The 24,878-nt window shown below is 73.9% G+C and carries 20 protein-coding genes and 1 pseudogene; 10 read left to right on the top strand and 11 right to left on the bottom strand.

Going from position 1 to position 24,878, the window contains the following annotated elements:
• Positions 1–4 precede the first annotated feature (4 nt).
• Positions 5–1,027 (bottom strand): 1-acyl-sn-glycerol-3-phosphate acyltransferase, encoded by a 1,023-nt coding sequence (locus O7618_RS31075; protein ID WP_278109689.1) that lies wholly within the window; start codon positions 1,025–1,027, stop codon positions 5–7.
• The gene (locus tag O7618_RS31070; protein ID WP_278109688.1) at positions 1,027–1,860 is read right to left on the bottom strand and encodes a patatin-like phospholipase family protein; all 834 of its coding nucleotides are present in this window, start codon (positions 1,858–1,860) and stop codon (positions 1,027–1,029) included. The genes O7618_RS31075 and O7618_RS31070 overlap by 1 nt, the downstream gene beginning before the upstream one ends.
• Positions 1,861–2,037: 177 nt before the next feature.
• Here O7618_RS31070 and O7618_RS31065 point away from each other — a divergent pair, with 177 nt between their 5' ends.
• On the top strand, positions 2,038–3,495 hold the full coding sequence (locus O7618_RS31065) for a serine/threonine protein kinase (RefSeq protein WP_278109687.1): 1,458 nt from the start codon (positions 2,038–2,040) through the stop codon (positions 3,493–3,495).
• A gap of 7 nt (positions 3,496–3,502) precedes the next feature.
• On the opposite strand, the gene O7618_RS31060 is transcribed toward O7618_RS31065, so the two are convergent.
• The 8 genes and pseudogenes from O7618_RS31060 to O7618_RS31025 all read right to left on the bottom strand — a co-directional run bounded on the left by O7618_RS31060 (position 3,503) and on the right by O7618_RS31025 (position 12,327).
• A complete protein-coding gene (locus O7618_RS31060; protein WP_278109686.1) occupies positions 3,503–4,621 on the bottom strand; it encodes a glycosyltransferase family 4 protein in 1,119 nt (372 codons plus the stop codon).
• A 165-nt stretch (positions 4,622–4,786) separates the two neighbouring features.
• Positions 4,787–6,310, bottom strand: a complete 1,524-nt coding sequence (locus O7618_RS31055; protein ID WP_278109685.1) for a trypsin-like peptidase domain-containing protein — start codon at positions 6,308–6,310, stop codon at positions 4,787–4,789.
• 62 nt (positions 6,311–6,372) lie between these two features.
• Positions 6,373–7,918 (bottom strand): annotated as a pseudogene (locus tag O7618_RS31050) (HAMP domain-containing sensor histidine kinase).
• A complete protein-coding gene (locus tag O7618_RS31045) occupies positions 7,915–8,616 on the bottom strand; it encodes a response regulator transcription factor (RefSeq protein ID WP_091068807.1) in 702 nt (233 codons plus the stop codon). Before O7618_RS31045 ends, O7618_RS31050 begins: the two are co-directional and overlap by 4 nt.
• Positions 8,617–8,680: 64 nt before the next feature.
• Positions 8,681–9,304: a PadR family transcriptional regulator gene (locus tag O7618_RS31040; protein ID WP_278109684.1), complete on the bottom strand. Its 624-nt coding sequence runs from the start codon at positions 9,302–9,304 to the stop codon at positions 8,681–8,683.
• Positions 9,301–10,140: a DUF4097 family beta strand repeat-containing protein gene (locus tag O7618_RS31035; RefSeq protein WP_278109683.1), complete on the bottom strand. Its 840-nt coding sequence runs from the start codon at positions 10,138–10,140 to the stop codon at positions 9,301–9,303. The genes O7618_RS31040 and O7618_RS31035 overlap by 4 nt, the downstream gene beginning before the upstream one ends.
• Before the next feature lie 325 nt (positions 10,141–10,465).
• Positions 10,466–11,470: a lysophospholipid acyltransferase family protein gene (locus O7618_RS31030; RefSeq protein ID WP_347405433.1), complete on the bottom strand. Its 1,005-nt coding sequence runs from the start codon at positions 11,468–11,470 to the stop codon at positions 10,466–10,468.
• An 80-nt stretch (positions 11,471–11,550) separates the two neighbouring features.
• Entirely contained in the window at positions 11,551–12,327 is a 777-nt protein-coding gene (locus O7618_RS31025; protein ID WP_278109681.1) for a GNAT family N-acyltransferase, read from the bottom strand.
• Between the two features lie 160 nt (positions 12,328–12,487).
• Between O7618_RS31025 and O7618_RS31020 the strand changes: the two genes are divergently transcribed.
• The 8 genes from O7618_RS31020 to O7618_RS30985 all read left to right on the top strand — a co-directional run bounded on the left by O7618_RS31020 (position 12,488) and on the right by O7618_RS30985 (position 23,380).
• Positions 12,488–13,144, top strand: a complete 657-nt coding sequence (locus O7618_RS31020; RefSeq protein ID WP_278110217.1) for a hypothetical protein — start codon at positions 12,488–12,490, stop codon at positions 13,142–13,144.
• A 139-nt stretch (positions 13,145–13,283) separates the two neighbouring features.
• Positions 13,284–14,222 carry an ABC transporter ATP-binding protein gene (locus O7618_RS31015; RefSeq protein ID WP_278110216.1) on the top strand — a complete coding sequence of 313 codons (939 nt, stop codon included), beginning with the start codon at positions 13,284–13,286 and terminating at the stop codon, positions 14,220–14,222.
• Positions 14,219–15,043 (top strand): ABC transporter permease subunit, encoded by an 825-nt coding sequence (locus O7618_RS31010; RefSeq protein ID WP_278109680.1) that lies wholly within the window; start codon positions 14,219–14,221, stop codon positions 15,041–15,043. The genes O7618_RS31015 and O7618_RS31010 overlap by 4 nt, the downstream gene beginning before the upstream one ends.
• Before the next feature lie 258 nt (positions 15,044–15,301).
• Positions 15,302–19,039 carry a multifunctional oxoglutarate decarboxylase/oxoglutarate dehydrogenase thiamine pyrophosphate-binding subunit/dihydrolipoyllysine-residue succinyltransferase subunit gene (locus O7618_RS31005; protein WP_278109679.1) on the top strand — a complete coding sequence of 1,246 codons (3,738 nt, stop codon included), beginning with the start codon at positions 15,302–15,304 and terminating at the stop codon, positions 19,037–19,039.
• Positions 19,040–19,107: 68 nt separating this feature from the next.
• Entirely contained in the window at positions 19,108–19,287 is a 180-nt protein-coding gene (locus O7618_RS31000; protein WP_278109678.1) for a DUF6104 family protein, read from the top strand.
• Positions 19,288–19,334: 47 nt separating this feature from the next.
• Entirely contained in the window at positions 19,335–20,039 is a 705-nt protein-coding gene (locus tag O7618_RS30995; protein WP_278109677.1) for a hypothetical protein, read from the top strand.
• Positions 20,040–20,207: 168 nt separating this feature from the next.
• Complete coding sequence (gene pta / locus O7618_RS30990) at positions 20,208–22,274, top strand: phosphate acetyltransferase (protein WP_278109676.1); 2,067 nt, start codon at positions 20,208–20,210, stop codon at positions 22,272–22,274.
• A complete protein-coding gene (locus O7618_RS30985) occupies positions 22,271–23,380 on the top strand; it encodes an acetate kinase (protein WP_278109675.1) in 1,110 nt (369 codons plus the stop codon). The genes pta and O7618_RS30985 overlap by 4 nt, the downstream gene beginning before the upstream one ends.
• A 43-nt stretch (positions 23,381–23,423) precedes the next feature.
• On the opposite strand, the gene O7618_RS30980 is transcribed toward O7618_RS30985, so the two are convergent.
• Positions 23,424–23,600, bottom strand: coding sequence for a hypothetical protein (locus O7618_RS30980; RefSeq protein ID WP_278109674.1), 177 nt, complete (start codon positions 23,598–23,600; stop codon positions 23,424–23,426).
• A 181-nt stretch (positions 23,601–23,781) separates the two neighbouring features.
• Here O7618_RS30980 and O7618_RS30975 point away from each other — a divergent pair, with 181 nt between their 5' ends.
• The gene (locus O7618_RS30975) at positions 23,782–24,837 is read left to right on the top strand and encodes an alpha/beta hydrolase (RefSeq protein ID WP_278109673.1); all 1,056 of its coding nucleotides are present in this window, start codon (positions 23,782–23,784) and stop codon (positions 24,835–24,837) included.
• Positions 24,838–24,878: the final 41 nt, after the last annotated feature.

Here is a 24,878-nt window from a genome sequence, read left to right as displayed (position 1 = left end):
CCGCTCAGGCGTCGGTCGTGCCGTCCCGGTTCGCGGCGACCCACCTGTCGATCCGGGCCCACCAGTCGAACAGCCAGTCGATGCGCTCCTGCTTGCCGGCGGGGATCTCCTCGGGCGGCACGGACCAGAACCGCATCACGATGCGCTTGTCCATCGGCAGCTCCCGCCACACGTCCGCGACCGTGAGCATCTGGTCCAGGCCGGTGTGCGCCACGAAGATCACCCCGGCGTCCGGCGCGGCGTCGAGCGCGGCGAGCAGCCCGCCCGGCTGCGGCGCGAGCACGTGCTGCATCCGCTCGGCGCGCAGCGCCATCCGCTCCAGGCCGAGCCCGCGCAGCTTGGCGATCGCGCGCAGCCGGCGCGACGGGGTGAAGTTGCCGCCCTCCGGGAAGATCACGAAGGCGTCGTCGTCGTCGAGGCCGGTGGCCAGGTGCCCGATCTGCCGCACCGCCGAGTCCCGGCCGTCCGGTCCGGGCGCGATGAACCGGCTGGGCAGCCGGTTGAGCAGCACGTCGATGGCCGGGTCCCACTGGAGGCTCTCCTTGAGCACGATCCGGGGCTCGCGGTGGAACCAGTTCACCAGCGCGTGGATCAGGATGAACGAGTCACCCGGCCCGGCGTGCCGGCAGAGCACCAGCTCGGGCCGGCCGGGCAGTGCGGTGTCCGGGTCGGTGCCGACCACGTCGATGCTCAGCCGCAGCGTCCACCGGGCCTGCCAGAACAGCACCCGCAGGAAGCGGCCGGCGACCACGTAGTGGGCCCGCTGGAAGGCCGGCGACCGCTTGTGCCGGCCGAACCCGGAGGCCAGCCAGAGCAGGAAGAGGGTGAGCAGGGCGGCGGCGTCCCAGACCAGGTAGACGGCGCCGATCCAGAGCAGCCGCAGCGGGCGCAGCCGCCCCGGAACCAGCGGCGACGCGGCCAGCGCCAGCAGCGCCCAGCCGGGCAGCGTGACCACCACGGCGACCGCGAGCAGCACGACGCCGGGCGCGAGCAGCAACCGGCGGACCCAGCGGGGTGGCAGCGGCATCAGCGGTCCAGCGCGGTGTCCAGGTAGCGGCGGGAGGCGGTGTACGCCCGGCTGATCCGCCGCCCCACCGCCGCCATGTCCCGGTAGGCCCACGGGCTGTCGTCCCGCGGGTCCAGGCCGCCGGTCGGCAGCACGTGCACCTCGACGCCGTCGGGCAGCCCCGCCATCTCCCGGGCGAACCGGTGCCGCCGGGCGATCTCGAACGCGACCTGGGCGATCTCCCAGGGCCGGCGCGGCGGGCTCAGCTCGCGTTCGATCCGGCCCACCTGGAGGACGAAGATCCGGGTCGCCCCGGCGGCCACCGCCTCGCCGACCGGGATCGAGTTGACCACCCCGCCGTCGATGTAGTGCTGGCCGGCGATCTGGGCGGGTGGCAGCAGCCCGGGCACCGAGGCGGAGGCGAGCACCGCCGGCACCACCGGCCCGGCGGAGAACCAGTGTTCGGCGGCGCGTTCGATGTTCGCGGCGCAGCAGCGGAACGGCACCGCCAGGTCGGCGAACGTGGTCGCCTCGCCCAGCTCACTCTCCAGCAGCCGGCGCAGCGGTCGCGGCGAGTGCAGGTGGGTGCGCGCGGCGAACCGGCGCAACTGCCGGGCGACCGAGTCGCCGTAGACCTCGCTCGCCTCCGGGGAGGCCCAGAGTCGGACCAGCCGGTCGGTGACCGCCTCGGTCGGGTCGGCGGCGACCAGGGCGCCGTTGACCGCGCCGATCGACGTGCCGAGCACCAGGTCGGGCTGGATCCGGGCGCGGAACAGGGCCCGCAGCATGCCCACCTCGACCGCGCCCAGCACTCCCCCACCGCCGAGCACGAACGCCACCGGACCGCCTGCCATGCCGTTCATCCTGGCACGCGGCCCACAACCCGGCCCGCCGTGCCGCCGGGCCGGGCGTCCGGTCACGCCACGCCATCGCGGCGGCGCGCAGCGCCACCGGAGATCGAGGCCCGTTGACAGGCCGGACACATTCCCGCAACCTGGTAGCGCTCCCGAGCCCAGGGCAGGTGCGAGGTGATGGCGACACTCCAGGCCGGCCGTCTGCTGGCCCGGCGGTACCGGCTCATCGACCGGATCGGCGCCGGTGGCATGTCGGTGATCTGGCGGGCCCGCGACGAGGTCCTCGACCGGGTGGTGGCGGTGAAGGTCCTCGCCCCCTCGCTCGCCGCCGACGCCCGGTTCCGCGACATGGTGCGCGAGGAGGCCCGCTCGGCCGCCCAGCTCGACCACCCGCACGTGACCGCCGTGCACGACTACGGCGAGACGGTGGCCCCGGACGGCTCGATCACCTCGTTCGTGGTGATGGAACTGCTCAGCGGCGAGGAGCTGGAGCACCGGCTGACCGAGGGCCCGCTGCCCTGGCCGGCGGCGGTGGAGACCGGCGCCCAGGTGGCCGAGGCGCTGGCCGCGGCGCACCGGCTGGGCATCGTGCACCGCGACGTCACCCCGGCCAACGTGATGATGACCGGGGTCGGGGCGAAGGTGCTCGACTTCGGCATCGCCACCCGGGTCGGCGCCCCGGACGAGGACGAGGACGGCGGCACGTTCGGCACCCCGGCGTACGTGGCGCCGGAGCGGCTCGACGGCGCGCCCGCCCAGCCGGCCACCGACGTCTACTCGCTGGGCGTGCTGCTCTTCGAGACGCTGACCGGCCAACCGCCGTATCCGGCGGACACCTGGGAGCAGCTCGGCGCCGCGCTGGCGGAGAGCGCGCCGCCCACGCTCGACGGCGTACCCGGGCTGCCCCGGCCGGTCGCGGACATCTGCCTGCGCTGCCTGGCCCGCGACCCGCGGCAGCGGCCCACCGCGCACCGGGTGGCGGCCGTGCTGCGCGACCAGTTGTTGCCCGCCGACCCGCAGGCCACCACCATGCTGGCGCCGACGATGACACTGCCCGCGCTGACGTCCGCGCCGACCCGGCCGGCGCCGCCGGCGTCCACGCCACCCGGGCCGGCGGCCCCACCGGCGACGGTCGCGCCGAAGCGGCGGCGAACCCTGCTGCTGGCGGGCGCCGGCGTGGTAATGGTCGCCGCCGCCGCGCTGCTGGCGCCGACGCTGGTCCCGGACCGGACGGCCGACCCGCGGGTGCTGCCGACCGCCGGGCCGGTGGAAGCGCCCACCGACGCTCCGCCGGCGGGCGAGGGCCCGACCGCCACGGCGCCGGTCGAGCCGAGCGGCGCGCCGGGCACCGCCGCCCCGACACCGCCGTCGGTCGACGCCGCCGACCCGGCCGAGCGGGTGGACGGGCTGATCGCCGCCGGGCTGGCGGACGGCCAGATCCGCGAGGACGTCGGGGTGGACCTGCGCAACCTGCTGCGCAACGCGGTGGCGGCGAGCGACGAGGGGGCGGTGACCACCGCCGTGGAACGGCTCCGCGGCAAGATCGTCGAGCGCCGGCGCGAGGGCAGCATCACCCCGGGGTACGCGCGGCAGCTCGACGCCGCCGCGGCGGCCCTGGTGGCCGGACGCACCTGAACGGCGGTCAGCCGGCGACGAGCCGGGCGACCGCCCGGGGCCCCTCGGCCGTCGCCCGGCCGGCGAGGAAGGCCCGGTAGACCGCCTCGTGGTCGGCGGCCATCCGCTCCACCGAGAAGTTCCGCGCCACGTGCGTGATGCAGTCCGCCGGGTCCAGGTCGGCCACCGCGCGCAACGCCGCCGCCAACTCCTCGGTGCGGTCGCAGACCAGACCGGTGAGCCCCGGACGGACCAGTTCCGGCACCGCCCCGCGGCGCAACGCCACCACGGGCGTCCCGGTCGCCATGGCCTCCACCATCACCATGCCGAACGGCTCGGCCCACTGGATCGGCATGACCAGGCAGCGGGCGTCGAGCAGCAGCCGGAGCACGGTGTCGCGGTCGGCGTTCACCACCAGGTCGACGTCGTCGTCCAGCAGCGGCCCGACCACCTGCTCGAGATAGCGGCGCTCGGCCGGCTCGTTGCACTTGCCGGCCAGGGTGAGTGGCAACCCGGCCGCCCGGCAGGCCCGGATCGCCACGTCGGGGCCCTTGTCCGGGCTGAACCGGGCGAGCCAGAGCACCGGCCCGCGCCCCGGCGCCCGCTTGTGCGGAAAGTCCCGCAACGGCATCGCGTTGTGCACCGTGCCGACCCAGGGCAGGCCGGCGTTGGCCCGACGCTGGGCGTGCGAGATCGCGATCAGGCCGACCCCCCGGTCGGTGTTGCTCAGCACGGTGCCGTACTCGCCCACCGGGTTGCCGTGCACGGTCGCCACGGTGGGCACCCGACGCCGGCCGGCGACCAGCGGGCCGATGGTGCTGTGGTCGTGCACCAGGTCGAAGTCCGCCGGGTCGAGCAGCCGGTCGACGTGGGCCAGGTGGGCCAGCTCGGGCAGCGACTCGCCCATCCGGTCGTACTGGAGTTCGTCGCAGGTCGAGACGAACTCGGCGGCGGTGCCGTGCTCGGTGCCGGCGCCGAAGAGCGTCACCGCGTGCCCCCGGTCGATCAGCGCGTCGACCAGCCCGGCCACCAGGGTCTCCAGTCCGCCGTAGCCGGGGGGCGGCACGGACAGCCACGGCGGGACCACCATCGCGATCCGGAGGGGCCCGGCCCGCGCGCGCTCCGGCGACGGCTGGTTCACGGCCATGAGTCCCTCCCCGCTGGTCCCCCGGCGTATCCGATCGGCGACGGGTTCCCGAGGCGGCACGCGGTAAACGGCGGTGCGGGGAGAGACGAAGAGGGGCGGCGGGCGGCGGAGCCAACCCCCTTGGCTCCGTCGCCCGCCGCCCGGGAGGGAGGCAGGTCTTGGGGACTATGACGTCTCGGCGAGCGTCACGGTTGCCTTCTCGTCGGATCCGTTTCGCTTGAACTGGACCTCGACCCGGTCGCCGACCTTGCCGGCCTGCACCGCGCCGACCAGGTCGTTGGAGTCGTTGATCGGCTTGTCGCCGAACTTGGTGATCACGTCGCCGCGCTGGATCCCGGCCTTCTCGGCGGCGCTGCCCGGGGTGACGGCGGCGACGAGCGCGCCACCGTCCTCGGCGGCGTTCACGCTGACCCCGAGCGACGGGTGGCTGATCTTCTCGCCGCGCTGGAGCTTCTCGGCCACGTCCTTGGCCTTGTTGCTCGGGATGGCGAAGCCGACGCCGATGTTGCCGTTGCTGCCCTGCCCGGCGGTGGCGATCGCGGTGTTGATGCCGATCACCTCGCCCCGGGTGTTGACCAGCGCGCCGCCGGAGTTGCCCGGGTTGATCGGGGCGTCGGTCTGCAGCAGGCCGGAGATCGAGCTGGCGCCCTGCGGGCTCTGCTGCTGGCCACCCTCGCCGGCCGAGATGGTGCGGTCGCGGGCGCTGAGGATGCCGGCGGTCACCGAACCCTGCAGGCCGAGCGGGCTGCCCAGCGCGAGCACCTGGTCGCCGACCTGCATGCCGTCGCTGTCGCCGAACTTGGCCGCCTTCAGGCCGCTGACGCCGCTGGCCTTGACCACCGCGAGGTCGGTCTTCGGGTCGGTCCCGACGATCTTCGCCGGGGCGGTCTTGCCGTCGGCGAAGACCACCTTCACCGTGTCGCCACTCGCGGAGGCGACCACGTGGTTGTTGGTCAGCACGAATCCGTCGGCGCTGAGGATCACCCCGGAGCCCTCACCGCTGTCCGTCATGATCGTGACGATGCTGTCCTGGACGGAAGCCGCGATCTTGGGCAGGTCGGCGCTGTTGATCACGGGGGCGGCGGAGTAGGTGCGGGCGGGCCCCCCGCCCCCGTCGAAAGCCAGCGCCAGCGCGCCGCCGGCCACACCGGAGCCGAGCATCAGGGCCAGCGCCAGCGCACCCGCGCCGATGAACTTGCCGGCCCGGCTGGGCCGCGCCGGCTGCGGCTGGCCCCACGGCGGGACCGGCTGCCCCGCCTGGTGGTGCTGGTGCTGCTGGTAGGGCTGGTGCCCGGGCTGTGCCTGGTAGGTCGGCACCGGGCCGCCGGACGGCTGCGAGTAGCCGGTGCCACCCTGCTGGGCCCAGCCGTGCTGCTGTCCCCCGTACCAGGGATGCGGCTGCTGCGGCTGCCCGGAACCCGGGTACTGCGGGGCGTACGGGCTGGCCGGGGTCGCGGCCGGCGGGCCGTACGGGCCGGCCGGCGCGCCGGACGCGGGCGCGTACGGGCTGGCCGGGGTGTCGGCGGGCGGGGTGGTTCCGGCGGCCGGGGAGTCGGCCGGAACCGACGCGGCGGCCGGGGTGGAGTCCGATGTCCCGCTCTGGACGCGGGGCAGCTCGGCGGTGTGGTGCGACGGCTCGGCGTCGGCGGGTGCCGGCGACCGCTGCGGCTCGGTCTCGTGGTCGGTCATGCCTACAGCTTTCCCCGTGGCACTGTCACCAGCCTGGAATCAGCCTGAATGTTTTCTGTAAGTCACTCGCCCGGCTCGGGCGCGTCGGGCAGCAGCGGCAGCTTCACCCGGAACGTCGCACCGCCACCGGGCGTCTCCGCCGCCTCCACCGTGCCGTGGTGCGCCGCCACCAGCGCGGCGACGATGGCCAGGCCGAGGCCGGTGCTGGTCGGCCGGCCGGCCCGGCGGGTCCGGGCGGCGTCCACCCGGTAGAAGCGCTCGAAGACCCGCTCCGCCTGCTCCGGGGTCAGACCGGGGCCGGTGTCCGCCACCTCCACCACGGCGAGGTTTCCCGGCTCCGCCCGCAGCCGCAGCGTGACCGCGGCGTCCGACGGGGTGTGGGTGAGCGCGTTGGTCATCAGGTTACCGATCACCTGCCGCAGCCGGGCGTCGTCACCGAGCACCACCAGCGGGCCCGCGCCCGGTTCCCGCTCCAGCTCGATCCGCCGGTCCGGGTCGACCACCCGGGCGGCCGCCACCGCGTCGGACGCCAGCACCGGCAGCTCCACCGGGGCCAACGCGATCGGCCGCTCCCGGTCCATCCGCGCCAGCAGCAGCAGGTCCTCGACCAGCAGCCCCATCCGGGACGCCTCGTCCTCGATGCGGCGCAGCAGGTCGGCGGTCTGCTCCGGGGCGCGCGCGGCACCCTGCCGGTACAGCTCGGCGAAGCCGCGGATCGTGGTCAGCGGCGTCCGCAGCTCGTGTGAGGCGTCCGCGATGAACTGCCGCATCCGCTCCTCCGAGCGGCGCGCCCGGGCCTCGGACGCCTGCGCGTACGCGGCGGCGTCCCGGGCGCCCATCTCGGCGCTGCGCGCCGCCGCCTCGGAGGCGGCCCCGCGCGGTGAACGCGGCCTCGATCTGCGCCAGCATCGCGTTCAGCGCTCGGGAGAGCCGACCCAGCTCGGAGGTCGGGCACGGCCGCCCCTCCTCCGGGTCGGGCACCCGCCGGGTCAGGTCGCCGCCGGCGATGGCCGCCGCGGTCCGCTCGATCTCCACCAGCGGCTTGAGACTGGTACGCACGATGCCCGCGCCGACCGACGCCAGGATGATCAGCACCGCGCCACCCACCAGCAGGTCGATCCAGATGAGTTGGCGCACCGCCTGGTCGACGTCGGTCAGGTGCTCGCCGATCACGGCCATCTGCCCGTTCGGCAGTTGCGTGTAGAGCACCCGCCACCGCACCGAGCTGTCCCGCGCCCGCACCGTGGAGGGATCGCCCTCCCGGGCCTGGAAGCCGGCCGCGTTGGCGGGCCACGTGGGCAGGTCCCGCTCCTGGAAGCGGCCGGTGTCGTAGGCGACACCCTTGATCTCGCCGGTGCTCCGGTCGGTCAGCACCACGAGGTAGTCGCTGGGCAACGTGATGCCGGCCGGCGGGATCGACTCGAACCGGTTCACCGAGTCCCGCAGCTCGGCGTCGATCTGGCCCACCAGATAGCTGTGCAGGAAGTAGGCGGTGGAGACGCTGATCACCAGCAGTGCCGCCGCCACGAGCGCGAGGACCGAGGCGACCAGCTTCAGGCGGAGCGGAACGGTGCGTACCCAGCCCTTCGCGTCGTGGAGGGCGTTCACGCCGCCGGCTTGCGCAGCACATAGCCGACCCCGCGCAGGGTGTGGATGAGCCGGGGCTGGGTGTTGTCGACCTTGCGCCGCAGGTAGGAGATGTAGGACTCGACGATGTTGTCGTCACCGCGGAAGTCGTAGTTCCACACGTGGTCGAGGATCTGCGCCTTGCTGAGCACCCGGTTGGCGTTGAGCATCAGGTAGCGCAGCAGCTTGAACTCGGTCGGCGAGAGCTGCACCCGCTGGCCGGCCCGGTGCACCTCGTGGGTCTCCTCGTCCAGCTCCAGGTCGGCGAAGGTGAGCCGGGACGGGGCCTGCTCGCCGGTCGCGGTGCGCCGCAGCACGGCCCGGATCCGGGCGGTCAGCTCCTCCAGGCTGAACGGCTTGGTGACGTAGTCGTCGCCGCCGAGCGTCAGCCCCCGGATCTTGTCGTCGGTGGCGTCCCGCGCGGTCAGGAACACCACCGGGGTCCGCGTGCCACCCTCGCGCAGCATCCGGATGACCTCGAAGCCGTCGAGGTCGGGCAGCATCACGTCGAGCACGACCAGGTCGGGCCGGTGGTCCTTGGCGGCGTGCAGCGCCGCGCTGCCGCTGGTCGCGGTCGCCACGTCGAAGCCCGCGAAGCGCAGGCTCGCGGAGAGCAGTTCGAGGATGTTGGGGTCGTCCTCGACGACGAGCAGTCGGGCCTCGGTCTGGGTAGCCGCCATGGCACCCATCATCCGTGCTCCGGCTGCGGCCGCGCTGGGCGGAAGCTGGAAACAACCTGTGAGATCAGCGGAGTAGTCGGCGCAGCCCGTCGAGCGCGCCGTCGAGCAGTCGGATCGCGGTGCGGAGCTGGTTGTCGCTGAGCCGCCCGGCCCGCACCAGCGCGCCGACCTCGACGGTGAACGCGGCCAGCCGCTCGTCGAACTCGGCGTGCAGCGACGAATCGGCGGGCCGGGTGCCGCTGCCGTTGCCGTGGGAACGCACGGTGGGCGGTGGCGGCGCCCAGCGGCCCTGTCGGGTCTGCCGGGTCGCCTCGCGCAGCTCCCGCTTCAGGTCGCGCGCGGAGCCGCGTACCTCGGTGCGGATCTCGCCGGCCAGCGCGGCGAGATCCTCCACGGAGGCGCTGATGTCGGCCTCCAGCGTGGCCAGCTCGTCGGCGCGCTGCCGCAGCTCGCCACGCCCGGCCTCGGTGATCTCGTAGACCTTGCGCCCACCCGCCGCGGTGTGGGTGACCAGCTCCTCCACCTCCAGCCGTTGCAAGCGGGGATAGATGGTGCCGGCGCTGGGCGCGTAGTGCCCGAGGAAGCGCTCCTCCAGCAGGCGGATCAGCTCGTAGCCGTGCTTCGGCCCGTCGTCGAGGAGCTTGAGCAGATAGAGCCGGAGCCGCCCGTGGCTGAACACGGCGGTCACGGCAGGTCCTCCTGGTCGGCGACGTCCGGGACCGGGCGGGCCAGCAGCGCGATGCTGCCGGACGTCGCGGACGCCCAGAGCTTACCCGCGCCCCCGCCGAGCACCCCGTGGCTGTCCTTGACCGCGCCGAAACCGTGCTGGCCGCCGCAGATCTGCGGGAAGCCGCTGGTGATCCGGCCGGAGGTGGTGTGCAGGTGCACGCTGAGATCGCTGTCCTCGCGGACCCGGACGGTGATGCTGCCGGAGATGGCGCTGAGCTTGATCTCGCTGCCCCGGGGGTTGTCCAGGTCGCAGGTGATCGAGCCGGAGACGGCGTGGGCGCGGACCCGGTCGGGCGCGCTGTCGGCCAGGATCAGCTCGCCCGAGACGGTCTCCAGGTCGAGGTCGCCGCCGATGCCGAGCGCCTCCACCGGGCCGGAGACGACCTTGGCGGTGGTGCGGCCGCGCAGTCCCATCAGGGTGACCTGGCCGGAGGTGACGTCGACCCGGGTGTCGCGGCGCAGCCCGGAGGCGACCAGCGCGCCGTCGACCAGGCGCAGGTCGGCCAGCGCCTGGGCCGGCACGGCCACCGACACCTCGGCGCGGAACCGGCGACGGAGCTGACCGAGCCACCAGAGCACGCCGGGCCGGCGAGGGAAGCGCTCGTGACCGACGCTCAGCCGCCCGTCGCGGAGCTCGACCACGAGCGGCCGCCGGCTGACCCGGGTGACGTCGACCCGGGCCGGGCCGTCCGTGCCGACCACGTTGAGCCGCCCGCTGACCAGCCGGACGTCCAGCCGGGTGACCGGCTCGTCGAGCGTGATCCGCTGCGGGCCGTCGACAGTCCAACTGGCCATGGCGTCCTCCCCTCGCCGACGTGTCACCGCGACGCGTCGAACAACAGAAGGAGCATAACGCGATACATCGCGATCCAACAAGACTGTATCGCGTTTCGGGCCTGACCACGCTGCGTCACGCCGCTGAAAGGCATGCGCCGTGGATGCGGTATACCTCAGAGGAATAATTATGACTTTGAGGTATACCGCCCTGCGGGTCTCCTCCCTTTCCGGGCGCGACACGCCCACGCGTCGCGTCCCACGGCGGCCCCCGATCGCCGTGCCTTCCCGCAGCGCCCCGCTCCGCATGCGGGCGCAGCACGTGCGCCCCGGCGCGGGCGGCGCGTCAGGCAGCCAGATCGAGCCCGGTTCCGGTCGGCCGGTCTTCCCGCACCGTCCCGAACCCGGGACCGGCACCGGCCCCGGCAGTGGACCCGGCAGTGGACCCGGGCAGCAATGCGGCCGAGCGCAGCGGCTCGGGCGAGGACAGCAGCTCGGGCGAGGTCGCTGCGCGGGAGGGCGTCCGCGCGGGACGCGGCGCGCGTGCCCGTGGGGGCGGGGCCCGGTGGATCGCGGCCTCGGCGGCGCGGGCCAGCAGCCGGCGGTCCGCCCCGTCGGCCGGATGCAACGCGGCGGCCACCGTCACCGCCACGGTCAGGTCCCGGGCGGCCAGCACCCGCCGGACCGACGCCCAGAGCGTGTCCGCACCGAGGAAGGCGGGCAACGTGCTCGGGTCACCGGCGTAACGGTAGGCGACGGCCAGCGGCACCACCGGCGCGCCGGCCGCCACCGCCGCCTCGAACATCGCCGGGCGGAAGCCGCAACCGGGGCGGCAACCGCCCGCCGCGCCGCACCACGTCGTGCCCTCCGGGAACACCGCCACCGGGTGCCCGCCGCGCAGCGCGTCGGCCACCCGGGCGACCGTCGCCGGCAGCTCGCGCGGCCGGGACCGGTCCACGAAGACGGTTCCGGCCGCGGCGGCCAGCGCGCCCACCACCGGCCAGCCCCGGACCTCCCGCTTGGCCAGCATCCGGGCCGGCGACACCGCGAGCACCGCCAGCACGTCCAGCCAGGAGACGTGGTTGGCGACCAGCAGCGCGCGGCGGCGCGGCGGCCGGCCCCGGACCACCAACCGCACGCCGAGGGCCCGCAGCGTTCCCCGGGCCCAGCCGCGCAGCGCGGCCTGCCGGTCGGCCGCCGGCAGCACCGGCAGGAGCGCGGCCAGACCGGCCCCGACCAGGAGCATTCCGAGTACGCCGAGCAGCCGGCCGAGCCGGCGCGGGGCGGACACGTCCGGCGCGGCCGGTGGTGGCAGGCAGCTCGGCCCGCAGCCGGAGGCGGGCCGCCACAGCCCGTCGCCGGCCGGACGGTCGCCGGCCGGGGGACCGGCGACGCCGGCCCGGCTCGGGTGCGCGGTGTCCACGAGCCGCGTCACGGTGCCACCTCGCCGAGGAAGTGCCGCAGGTGGCGCGGGTTCATCCGGTCCAGCGAGAACAGCACGTAGAAGTCGGCGCAGCCGAAGTCCGGGTCGTACGCCGGCTCGCCCGCGACCCAGGCGCCCAGCCGCAGGTAGCCGCGGAGCAGCGGCGGGACGAGCGCCCGGCGTTCGGCCGGGGTGAGCGGGGCGGCACCGGCGAGCGGCGCCTCGGCGAACCAGGGGCGGCGCGGGGTCACCCGCAGTGGCGGCGGAGCGAGGTGCCGGTCGGTGACCTGCGCCCACACCTCGGCGGCCGCGACCCCGCCGTCGGCGACCGGCACCGAGGCGCAGCCGCCGAGCCAGCGCGAGCCGCGCAGGTGCAGGTAGCGGCAGATGCCGGCCCACATCAGGTTGATCACGGCGCCGGTGCGGTGGTCCGGGTGCACGCAGGAGCGGCCGGCCTCGACCAGGTCGTCGCGGAGCGGGGCCAGCGCGCCCAGGTCGAACTCGCCGTCGGCGTACCGCCGGTCGGTGCGGCCGGGCGGCAGCAGCCGGTAGGTGCCGACCACCTCGCCGGTGCCCTCGCGGAGCACCACCAGGTGGTCGCAGTGCGCGTCGAACTCGTCGGTGTCGAGCCCGGCGGACCCGGGCGGCAGGGTGGCGCCGAGTTCCCCGGCGAACACCTCGTGGCGCAGGCGTTGCGCGGCCGCGACCAGGTTCGGGTCGTCGGCGATCAGCAGGGTGTAACCGCTGGTCGTGATGGGTGCGCCAGCGGCGTGCAGAACAGCCATGGGTCCTGTGTAAGGGCCCCGGGTTGCCGTACCCGGGGTGAGGGGTGTCGATCCGGTGAACGCCCGTCGGCGGCGGCGTGCGGAGCGCCGACGGCGGATGTGCGAGGCTGCCGGGCGACCACCGGCGACGGCGCCGGTGGAGGTGGAGGTGGAGGTGCACGTGCTGGTCGAGGCCCGTTTCCACGGACCGGACGGCTCCGGCAACGGTGGCTGGAGCGCCGGGATCTTCGCCGCGCTCATCGACGACCAGGGGCCGGTGGAGGTCACGCTGCGCCGGCCGCCGCCGCTGGACACCCCGCTGACCGCCGCCGACGGCGAGGTACGCGACCCGCAGGACCGGCTGGTCGCCGAGGTACGCCGGGTCGGGCCGGTGGACGCGGTGGTGCCGCCGGTGGACCCGGCCACCGCCGAGGAGGCCGCACGCGCGTACCCCGGGCTGGTGGACCACCCGTTCCCCGGCTGCTACGTCTGCGGCCCGGACCACCCGGACGGCCTGCGGATCTTTCCCGGCCGGCTGCCGGACGGGCGGACCGCGGCGCCGTTCCGCGCGCCGGCCGAGGTGGCGCCCGCCACGGTCTGGGCGGCGCTGGACTGCCCGGGTGGATGGGCGGTGCTCTCGGCCGGCCGCCCGTACGTGCTGGGTCGGATCGCCGCGCAGGTCACGGCGCTGCCACGGCCCGGCGACGCCTGCGTGGTGACCGGCCTCGCGGTGGGCCGCGAGGGGCGCCGGGCCGAGGTGCACACCAGCCTGTACGGGCCGGACGGCGCGCTGCTGGGCCGGGCCCGTGCCACCTGGGTCGCGCTGCCGGCCGGGTGATCTCCTCCCTGAGGAGGACGGCGCGTACACATCCCGCCTGATTGACCCCCTTGCGGCGGGTTGGAAGGCTGTGCGGGGCGCCCCCGCAACGGCGTCCCACCGGCGTGCGTCGAGCGCGCCGGGGCAGGAGAGGAGAATGATGTCCGACGGGCAGCCACGCCCCAACGCCGCGACCGGCCAGATCATCGTGTCCGGCTTGACCAAGCAGTACAAGAACGTCCGCGCGGTCGACAACCTGTCGTTCACGGTCGAGCCGGGCCGGGTCACCGGCTTCCTCGGCCCGAACGGCGCCGGTAAGACGACCACGCTGCGCATGTTGCTCAACCTGGTCACGCCGACCGCCGGCACGGCCACCATCGGCGGCCACCGGTACGCCGACCTGACCGACCCGCTGCGCACGGTGGGCGCGGTGCTGGAGGCGTCCAGCGCGCACAAGGGCCGCACCGGGATCAACCACCTGCGGGTGATCTGCGCGGCGGCCGGGCTGCCGAGGGAGCGGGCGGACGAGGCGCTCGCCCTGGTCGGGCTCTCCCCGGCGGCGAAGCGCAAGTTCAAGGGCTACTCGCTGGGCATGAAGCAGCGCCTCGGGATCGCCGCCGCGATGCTCGGCAACCCGCAGGTGCTGATCCTGGACGAGCCGGCCAACGGCCTGGACCCGGAGGGCATCCGCTGGATGCGGGGCTTCCTCAAGGGGCTGGCCGCCGAGGGCCGGACGGTGCTGGTCTCCAGCCACCTGCTCTCCGAGATGCAGCTCCTCGCCGACGACGTGGTGATCATCGCGGCCGGCAAGCTGGTCCGGCAGGGGCCGGTCGAGCAGGTGATGGGCTCGATGACGCACGGCGCCCGGATCCGGGTGCGCACCCCGCAGGCGGACGAGCTGGCCGCGGCGCTGCGCGAGCAGTCCGCCACGGTCGACGCCGACCCGAACGGCGCGCTGCTGGTCAGTGGCGTGGACGCGCCGACCGTGGGCCGCGTCGCGCTGGCCGCGAAGGTCGAGCTGCACGAGCTGACCACCGAACGTCCCGACCTCGAAGGGGTCTTCCTGGAGCTGACGGCCGGAAAGGCGGAGATCCGATGACGCTGGTCCGATCCGAACTGCTCAAGATCCGCACCACCAGCACCTGGTGGATCTTCGGCCTGATCAGCCTGCCGCTGTGGGCGCTCGCGCTGGGCTTCAACTGGTTGCAGACCGACGCGCTGGCCAGCGGCAACGTGGGCGACGTGCCGGCCGACCAGGCCGACCAGATCCAGGCGGTGTCGAGCGCCGACAGCATCGCCGCCAACCTCTACACCAACGGCCAGTTCTTCGGCCTGCTCATCGTGATGCTGCTCGGCATCGTGGTGGTGACCAGTGAGTTCTTCCACCAGACGGTGACCACCACGTTCCTCACCGCGCCGCACCGCACGGCGGTGATGCTGGCCAAGCTCGTCGCCGCCGGCGTGCTCGCGCTGCTCTTCTGGATCGTCACCACGGTGCTCAACCTGATCTTCGCGCCGCTGATCCTGAACGCCACGGATGTCGGCACCCAGCTCGACAGCGGGGCGGTGTGGCGCGCGGTGGCCCTGAACGGGCTGGCGTACCTGCTCTGGTCGGTGCTCGGCGTCGGGCTCGGCGTGCTGATCCGCAGCCAGATCGGCGCGACCGTGACCGGCATCCTGCTCTACCTGGGCGGCACCATCGGCGCGGCCATCGCCATCGGGCTGCTGGCGCAGCGGTTCGGTGACTGGATCAACGAGCTGCAACTGCTGGTGCCGTCGCTGGCCTCCTCGCTGATGGTCAGCGGCGCCGAGATCCCCGGCAACCCGCCGCGCTGGGCGGGGGCCGCGGTGCTGATCGGGTACGCGGTGGTGACCGGCGTGATCGGCGTGCTGACCATCCGACGGCGCGACATCTCCTGAGCCACGCGCGACCCGGGCCCCGGCCGGTGACCCTGCGTCACCGGGCGGGGCCCGTCGTCGTCTAGCAGGAGTCGGCGGGCCACGCAGCGTTTGCCGAACTTCTGGCATCTTCTGTGAAACGGGCCACCAGCCGGAGGCGAGAATGCCTGTGGCAATCGCACGGCGTAGCCTGGGATCCGTCTCCTGTGCCCCGGCGAACCGGGCGCGGGAGCCCACCGCGTGACATTCACAACCGCGTGAAAGAGGCGATTAGCGGCCGTGTCGACCCAGCAGACATCGCAGGAGAACCCACTGGCGGGTTTCGGCCCGAACGAGTGGATCGTCGAGGAGATGTACCAGCGCTACCTCGCCGACCCGTCGAGCGTCGACTCGGCATGGCACGACTTCTTCGCCGACTACCGGCCGGCGCCCGGCGCCGCCACCCCGCGTCCGGAGAAGCCGGCCGCGCCGGCCGCGCAGCCGGAGCCCGCCGAGCAGCAGGAGGCCGTGGCCACGGTCACCGAGAAGCCGGCCCCCGCCAAGACCGCGCCGGCCAAGCCGGCCGCGAAGCCCGCCGCCAAGCCGGCGGCGAAGGCGGCCGAGCCGGCCCCGGCGAAGAAGACCACCCCGGCCAAGCCGGCCGCCAAGGCGCCGGCCGCGAGCGGGGCGGGCACCACCCCGCTGCGCGGCGTGGCCGCAAAGATCGTCCAGAACATGGACGCCTCGCTCGCCGTGCCGACCGCCACCAGCGTGCGCGCGGTCCCGGCGAAGCTGGTGGTCGACAACCGCATCGTGATCAACAACCACCTGGCCCGGGGCCGCGGTGGCAAGGTCAGCTTCACCCACCTCATCGGCTACGCGATGGTCCGGGCGCTGATCGAGCACCCGGAGATGAACAACTCCTTCGCCGAGGTCGACGGCAAGCCGGCGATGCTCCGCCCCGAGCACGTCAACCTGGGCATCGCCATCGACCTGGCCAAGCCGGACGGCTCCCGCAACCTGGTCGTGCCGTCCATCAAGGCCTGCGAGCAGATGGACTTCCGGCAGTTCTGGCAGGCGTACGAGGACGTGGTCCGGCGCGCCCGCCGCAACGAGCTGACCATGGAGGACTACTCCGGCACCACCATCTCGCTGACCAACCCGGGCGGCATCGGCACGGTGCACTCGATCCCGCGCCTCATGCAGGGCCAGAGCGCCATCATCGGCGTCGGCGCGATGGAATACCCCGCGCCCTACCAGGGCATGAGCGAAGCCACCCTGGCCGAGAACGCGGTCAGCAAGGTGATCACGCTGACCAGCACGTACGACCACCGGATCATCCAGGGCGCGCAGTCCGGCGAGTTCCTCAAGGTCATGCACGAGCTGATGCTCGGTGAGCGCGGCTTCTACGACGAGATCTTCACCTCGCTGCGCATCCCGTACGAGCCGGTGCGCTGGATGCGCGACGTGGCCGTCGACAGCGAGGGCCAGATCAACAAGACCGCGCGGGTGCACGAGCTGATCCACGCGTACCGGGTGCGCGGTCACCTGATGGCCGACACCGACCCGCTCGAGTTCGAGATCCGCAAGCACCCCGACCTGGACGTGCTCCAGCACGGGCTGACGCTGTGGGACCTGGACCGGGTCTTCCCGGTCAACGGGTTCGCCGGCCAGCAGCGGATGAAGCTGCGCTCGATCCTCGGCGTGCTGCGTGACTCCTACTGCCGCCGGGTCGGCATCGAGTACATGCACATCCAGGACCCGGAGGAGCGGCGCTGGATCCAGGAGCGGGTCGAGCGGAAATACGAGAAGCCCGGCTCCGACGAGCAGAAGCACGTGCTCAACCGGCTCAACGCCGCCGAGGCGTTCGAGACGTTCCTGCAGACCAAGTACGTGGGCCAGAAGCGCTTCTCGCTGGAGGGCGGCGAGTCGCTGATCCCGCTGCTCGGCGAGGTGCTGGAGTCCTCCGCCGAGGCCGGGCTGGACGAGGTCGTCATCGGCATGGCCCACCGGGGCCGGCTCAACGTGCTGGCCAACATCGTCGGCAAGCCGTACGAGAAGATCTTCTCCGAGTTCGAGGGGCACCTCGACCCGCGGTCCACCCAGGGCTCCGGCGACGTGAAATACCACCTCGGCCAGAACGGCAAGTTCACCACGCCGGACGGCGAGCACGCGGTCAAGGTGTCGGTGGTGGCGAACCCGTCGCACCTGGAGGCCGTGGACCCGGTGCTGGAGGGCATCGTCCGGGCCAAGCAGGACCGGATCGACCTCAAGCTGGAGGGCTACACCGTGCTGCCGCTGGCGGTGCACGGTGACGCCGCCTTCGCCGGGCAGGGCGTGGTCGCCGAGACGCTCAACCTGTCCCAGCTGCGCGGCTACCGCACCGGCGGCACCGTGCACGTGGTGGTCAACAACCAGGTCGGCTTCACCACCGCCCCGGAATACAGCCGGTCCAGCCTCTACAGCACCGACGTGGCCCGGATGATCCAGGCCCCGATCTTCCACGTGAACGGCGACGACCCGGAGGCCGTGGTCCGGGTGGCGCGGCTCGCCTTCGAATACCGCCAGGCGTTCAACAAGGACGTCGTGATCGACCTGGTCTGCTACCGCCGGCGCGGGCACAACGAGGGCGACGACCCGTCGATGTCCAACCCGCAGATGTACAAGATCATTGACTCGAAGCGGTCGGTCCGCAAGCTCTACACCGAGGAGCTGATCGGGCGCGGTGACATCACCGTGGAGGACGCCGAGGAGCTGCTGCGCGACTACCAGGCCCAGCTCGAACGCGTCTTCAAGGCCACCCGCGACGCGGCCACCACGCCGCGCCAGCTCGGCCGCCCGAAGCGGGAGGAGGAGCCGGAGCCGCAGGTCGACACCGCCACCGACGCCTCGGTGGTGAAGGCGATCGGCGAGGCGCACGTCAACCTGCCCGAGGGCTTCACCCCGCACAAGCGCATCCAGCAGCTGCTGGAGCGCCGCCGGAAGATGTCCGTCGAGGGCAACATCGACTGGGGCTTCGGCGAGATCATCGCGTTCGGCGCGCTGCTGCACGACGGGGTCACCGTCCGGCTCGCCGGGCAGGACTCGCGCCGCGGCACGTTCGTCCAGCGGCACGCCTCGGTCGTCGACGCCCGCACCGGCGACGACTACCTGCCGCTGAAGACGTTCACCGCCGACGGCGAGCGGTCCCGCTTCTTCGTCCACGACTCGCTGCTCTCCGAGTACGCCGCCATGGGCTTCGAGTACGGCTACTCGGTGGAGAACGTCAACGCGCTGGTGGCCTGGGAGGCCCAGTTCGGTGACTTCGTCAACGGCGCCCAGTCGGTGATCGACGAGTTCATCTCCTCCGGCGAGGTGAAGTGGGGCCAGCGCTCGGCGGTCACCCTGCTGCTGCCGCACGGCCACGAGGGCCAGGGGCCGGACCACACCTCCGGACGCCCGGAGCGGTTCCTCCAGCAGTGCGCCGAGGACAACATGCGGGTGGCCATCCCGACCACCCCGGCGAACTACTTCCACCTGTTGCGCCGTCAGGCGTTGTCGCCCAAGCGCAAGCCGCTGGTGGTGTTCACGCCGAAGTCGCTGCTGCGGCACAAGCTCTGCGTGTCGTCGGTGGAGGACTTCACCACGGGCACCTTCCAGCCCGTGCTGGCCGACACCGGCGCCCCGGCGCCGGAGCAGGTGAAGCGGGTGCTGCTCTGCTCGGGCAAGGTCTACTACGACCTGTTCCAGGCCCGGCAGGAGCGGGGTGTCACCGACACCGTGATCCTCCGGATGGAGCAGCTCTACCCGCTCCCGGTGGACGAGGTCCGGGCCGCGCTGGCGCAGTACCCGAACGCCGAGGACTTCGCCTGGGTCCAGGAGGAGCCGGCCAACCAGGGCGCCTGGTCGTTCGTCGCGCTCAACCTGCTGGAGCACCTGCCCGAGGTGCGACTGCGTCGCATCTCCCGCCCGGCCGCCGCCGCCCCGGCGGTCGGCTCGGCGAAGATGCACGAGGTCGAGCAGAACGCGCTGATCGAGGCGGCTCTCCCCCGCCCCTGACGGAGATTGCCGGCAGCGGCCCGTCCCGGCACCGGGGCGGGCCGCTGCCGTACGACGAGAGGACGACCGTGTACTTCACCGACCGTGGCATCGAGGAGCTCGTCGAGCGCCGGGGCGACGAGCAGGTCAGCCTGGAGTGGCTGGGTGAGCGCCTGCGCGACTTCGTCGACCTGAACCCGGATTTCGAGACCCCGGTCGAGCGGTTCGCCACCTGGCTGGCCCGCCTCGACGACCCCGACGATGAGTGACAGTTCGCGTCTGACTAGTTTCGCTGGGTGACGTCCACTATTGGGGTATGAACCCCGGGAGCCACAAACCGCCGCAGGACGCGGTGACGGTGCGCCACCTGCGCCTCGGTGTCGGATCGGTCGGTCTCGCGCTGCCCGTCGTGCTGGTGGTCGGCCACCTCGCCGCCACCCGGCGACTCACCCTGCTGGACTCGCTCAGCGGCTACTACCACTCCGAGATGCGGGACGTCTTCGTCGGCTCGATGTGCGCCGTCGGCGTCTTCCTGATCGGTTACCGCTATCGCCGGCCGGAGGACGTCCTGGGCACCGTCGCCGGCGTCCTGGCGGTGACGGTGGCCCTCTTCCCCACCACCACCGGCGCGCCGGCCGCCACTGTCGACCGACTCGACCGCGCGGTCGGCGTGGTGCACCAGGTCGCCGCCGCCGGCCTCTTCACCTTGCTAGGGATCTTCTGCCTGGCGCTGTTCGTCCGGCCGGACACCGCCGGCGAGCCGCCGCGCCGCCCGGCGGTGCTCTTCTACCGCACCTGCGGCGGCCTGATCGTGCTGGCGATCACGCTCGCGCTGGCCAGCACGCTGCTCCCGGAGGACGTCCGGCACACGCTCAAGCCGGTCCTGTGGTGCGAGACGCTCGCCGTGTTCGCCTTCGGCGCGGCCTGGGTGGCGAAGTCCGACGCCCTCCTCCGCGCCGCCGGCCCACCCGACACCCTCAACCGCACCGAGCCCCCCACCAGATCACCCACCCCCGCCTGACCCCCTGCTCGCGCGATCTTGCAGTTGCGGCCCGCCAGACGTCCCAACAGCGGCCATTGTCGGGGCGGTAACCGCAAGATCGGCGCAGGGACCGGGCGGAGGGTGAGGCACGGGGCGGGGGGTACAAGGACCCGGGCGGGGGTACGGGCGATCTTGTAGCGTGGGGGCGTGGCGCGCAGCGTGTACCTGACCAGCGTGGGGTCCGGCGGCGGGAAGTCGACACTGGCGCTCGGGCTGGCCGAGCTGCTGTCCCGGCAGGTCGGGCGGATCGCCGCGTTCCGGCCGTTGGTCGCCGGCGACGGCACCGACCCGATCCTCGCCCTGCTCACCGAGCGCTACCGGGTCGAACTGCCGGTCGACGAGCTGCACGGCGCGACGTACGCCGAAGCCACCGAGCTGGTCGCGAACGGCCGGCGGGAGGAGCTGATCTCGCGGATCGTGGCCCGCTACCGGGACGTGGAACGGCGCTGCCCGGCGGTCGTGGTGGTGGGCAGCGACTTCGCCGACGGCGACGGGGCCGGACCCCGCGAACTGGCCTTCAACGCCCGCCTCGCCACCGAGTTCGGCAGCGTCGTGGTGCCCGTCGTGGACGGGTTCGGCCAGTCGCCCGAGGCGATAGCGGCGGCCGCGCGCGGCGCGTACCACGATCTGGCCGACCTGGGCGCGACGGTGGTCGCGGTGGTCGCCAACCGGGCGCCCGAGCCGACCACGCTGCCCGAGCTGCCGGTCCCCGCGTACGCCATCCCGGAGGTGCCGACCGTGTCGGCGCCGACGGTGGCCGAGGTGGCGGCGGCGCTCGGCGCCACCCGGCTCGCCGGCGACCCGGCGGCGCTCGACCGCGACGTGCTCGACTACGTGGTCGGCGCCGCGCACGTGCCGACCCTGCTGGACCACCTCACCGACGGCGCGCTGGTGATCACCCCGGGCGACCGGGCCGACCTGCTGGTGGCCGCCGGCGCCGCGCACGTGGCCGGGCAGGTCTCCCTCGCCGGGCTGGTGCTCACGCTCGGCGAGCAGCCCGACCCGCGCGCCATGCGGCTGGTCGAGCGGATGAACACCGGGCTGGCCGTGCTCTCGGTGACCAGCGACAGCTACGACACGGTCGAGGCGTCCAGCCGGATCGAGGGCCGCCCCAGCACCGCCAACCCGCGCAAGGTGGAGGCCGCGCTGGGCGCGTTCGAGCGGTGCGTGGACACCGACGACCTGGCCCGCCGGCTGCGGGTCACCCGCTCCGCGCGGGTCACCCCGCTGATGTTCGAGAACGATCTGATCGACCGGGCCCGGGCACACCGTCGCCGGCTGGTGCTGCCCGAGGGCAGCGAGGAGCGGATCCTGCGCGCGGCGGAGGTGCTGCTGCGCCGCGGCGTCGCCGAGCTGACCCTGCTCGGCCGGCCGGACGAGATCGCCCGACGGACCCGGGAGCTGGGCGTCGACGTCGGCGACGCCCAGGTGGTCGACCCGGCGACCAGCGAGTGGCGGGACGAGTTCGCCGAGGCGTACGCGAAGCTGCGCGCGCACCGCGGCGTGACTCCGGAGCTGGCGTACGACGTGGTGGCGCAACCCAACTACTTCGGCACCATGATGGTGCAGGCCGGTCGCGCCGACGGGATGGTCTCCGGGGCCACCCACACCACGGCCGCGACCATCCGCCCGGCGTTCGAGATCATCCGCACCGTGCCCGGCGTCTCGGTCGCCTCCAGCGTCTTCTTCATGCTGCTCGCCGACCGGGTGCTGGTCTACGGCGACTGCGCGGTCAACCCGGACCCGGACGCCGCGCAGCTCGCCGACATCGCCATCTCGTCGGCCGACACCGCCGCCCGGTTCGGTATCGAGCCCCGGGTGGCCATGCTGTCCTACTCCACCGGCAGCTCCGGCGCCGGCGCGGACGTGGAGAAGGTCGCGGCGGCCACCGAGCTGGTCCGGAAACGCCGGCCGGAGCTGCTGGTCGAAGGCCCGATCCAGTACGACGCGGCCATCGACCCACAGGTCGCGGCCACCAAGCTGCCGGACAGCCCGGTGGCCGGACGGGCCACCGTGTTCATCTTCCCGGACCTGAACACCGGCAACAACACCTACAAGGCGGTGCAGCGCTCGGCCGGGGCGGTGGCGGTCGGGCCGGTCATGCAGGGCCTGCGCCGGCCGGTCAACGACCTGTCCCGGGGCGCCACCGTCCCCGACATCGTCAACACGGTGGCGATCACCGCCATCCAGGCCGCCGCGGAGGCGTCGGAATGAGCCGGATCCTGGTCCTCAACACGGGGTCCTCGTCGGTCAAGTACCGGCTCTACGACGGCGACGAGATTCTCGACAAGGGCACCGTGGAGCGGGTCGGCGAGCCGGGCGGCGGGCCGGCCGGCCACGAGACCGCGGTCCGGGAGATCATCGACCGGCTCGACCTCACCGGGCTCGCCGGCGTCGGGCACCGGGTGGTGCACGGCGGGCGGCGGTTCAGCGCCCCGGTGCTGATCGACGACGCGGTGGTCGCCGCGATCGAGGAGCTGGTCCCGCTCGCCCCGCTGCACAATCCGGCCAACCTCGCCGGCATCCGGGTGGCCCGGGAGGCGTTGCCGGACACCCCGCAGGTGGCGGTCTTCGACACCGCGTTCCACCACACGCTGCCCGAGGCCGCCGCCACCTACGCCATCGACCGGGCCACCGCCGAGCGGTACGACGTGCGACGGTACGGCTTCCACGGCACCTCGCACGCGTACGTGTCGCGGCGGACCGCCGAACTGCTGGACCGGCCGTACGCCGAGCTGAACACCATCACGTTGCACCTGGGCAACGGGGCGAGCGCGTGCGCGGTCCAGGGCGGCCGCAGCGTCGCCACCTCGATGGGCATGTCCCCGCTGGAGGGGCTGGTGATGGGCACCCGCAGCGGCGACCTCGACCCGACGGTGATCTTCCACCTGCGCCGCGAGGGCGGCATGGGCGTCGACGAGATCGACGACCTGCTCAACCACCGCAGCGGCCTGCTCGGGCTCACCGGGGTCAACGACATGCGGGAGGTGCTGGCCCGCCGGGACGCCGGCGACCCGGCGGCGGCGTTGGCGTTCGACGTCTACTGCCGCCGGATCACCGGCTACGTGGGCGCGTACTACGCGCTGCTCGGGCGGGTCGACGCGGTCGCCTTCACCGCCGGGGTCGGTGAGCACGCCGCCGCGGTCCGGGCCGCGTCGCTGGCCGGGCTGGACCGGCTCGGCATCGCCGTCGACCCGGCCCGCGACGACGGTACGGGCGACCGGGTCGTCTCACCCGACGGCGCTGAGGTCACCGTGCTCGTGGTCGGCACCGACGAGGAGCGGGAGATCGCCCGCGAGACCCGCGAGGTGCTCGCCTGACCTCCCGCCCGGCCCGGCGCGGCACGCCTGAACACGGCCCGGCTCAGCCCAGCGCGAGCCAGGCGACCAGGGCGACGACGACCACGACGGCCACGCCGACGCCGGCGATCAGCGGCAGCCGGGACGGGGCGGACGCCGCCGCCGAGGCCGGCTCGGGTGTGTCGACGAAGGCGCGGAACTGCGCCGTGTTGCCGCTCGGATCGGTGTAGTTCTCAGTCATGCGCGTGACCCTAGCGAAACCGGCGGGACCGGAGTGTCCCGCCGGGCCGGCGCCCACGGAACCGGGCGACCTGTTCCGGGGAACCCGGCCGGTCGGCGGAGGCTCCGCCCGGCCGGCCGGCGAAAGCAGCCGGCCCGGACGGCGGGCACGGGCGACCCACTCGGCCGCCTACCGTGCGGGGGTGAGGGGGGAGCGACTGGTGGCCGCGCTGACGACGGCGCTGCTGGCCGGCTGCGGGCCGGCCGTCGCCACCTCCGACCCGGTCCCGGCCACCGTCCGACCCGCGCCCGAGCGCCCGTACGCGGTGGGCATGCGCCAGTTCACCGTCGACCCCGACGGCCCACGGCCCCTGCCGGTCACCGTCTGGTACCCGGTGGACCGACCGACCGCCCCCGACCCGCCCACGGGCGTCCCCACCCGCACGGCGCCCGGTCCCGCCACCGACGCGGCACCCGCACCGTCCTCACCCGACCGGGCCGGGCCGGGTCGACCGGCCGTCGCGTCGAGCGTCGGTACGCCGACCGGGCCGAGGGTGTGGGCCGGGGCGCCGGTGGCCACCGGACGGTTCCCGGTCGTCGTCTACAGCCACGGGCTGCGCAGCCTGCCCGCACTGCACGCACCGCTGACCAGCCGCTGGGCGTCCGCCGGACTGGTGGTCGTCGCGCCCACCTATCCGCGTACCAACCGGCGGGCCCGGAACTTCAGCCGGGACGACGTACGCAACCAGCCCGGCGACGCCTGGCGGCTGGTCCGCCACCTCGTCCGCCTGGGCACCCGCCTCGGTGACCCGCTCGGCGCGCACCTGGCGACGGACCGGCTCACCGTCGCCGGACACTCGGCGGGCGGCCACACCACCCTCGGCATGTTCGCGTCCGCGCCACCGGTCCCGTTGCGGGCGGCCATCGTCATCGCCGGTGGCCGGCCGGTCATCGGCCCGGTCCGGCCGCTCGCGCCGGTACTGTTCGTGCACGGCACCGCCGACAAGATCGTCCCGCAGTCGATCGCCCGGGCCGCGTACGCCCGATGTCTCGGGCCGGCCGCGTTCCTCAGCCTGCGTGGCCAGGGCCACGGCGAGTATCTGGGTCCCGGTCGGCCGGGGTTCCCGGAGGTGCTCGCCACCACCACCGACTTTCTCCGCTGGACGCTCTACGGCGACCGGGCGGCCCTGCGCCGCCTCCCCGCCGACGCCACCACGCCCGGCGTCACCACATTCGCCACCCGCGCCTTCCCCGCCTGACACCCGGTCGCCGGCTGTCAAGAGGGTGCGCTGCCGCTACC

This window comes from Micromonospora sp. WMMD980 (assembly GCF_029626035.1).
Lineage (GTDB): Bacteria > Actinomycetota > Actinomycetes > Mycobacteriales > Micromonosporaceae > Micromonospora.
The sequence above is the reverse complement of the archived record's forward strand: the minus strand, read 5'-3'. Positions and strand labels throughout refer to the sequence as shown.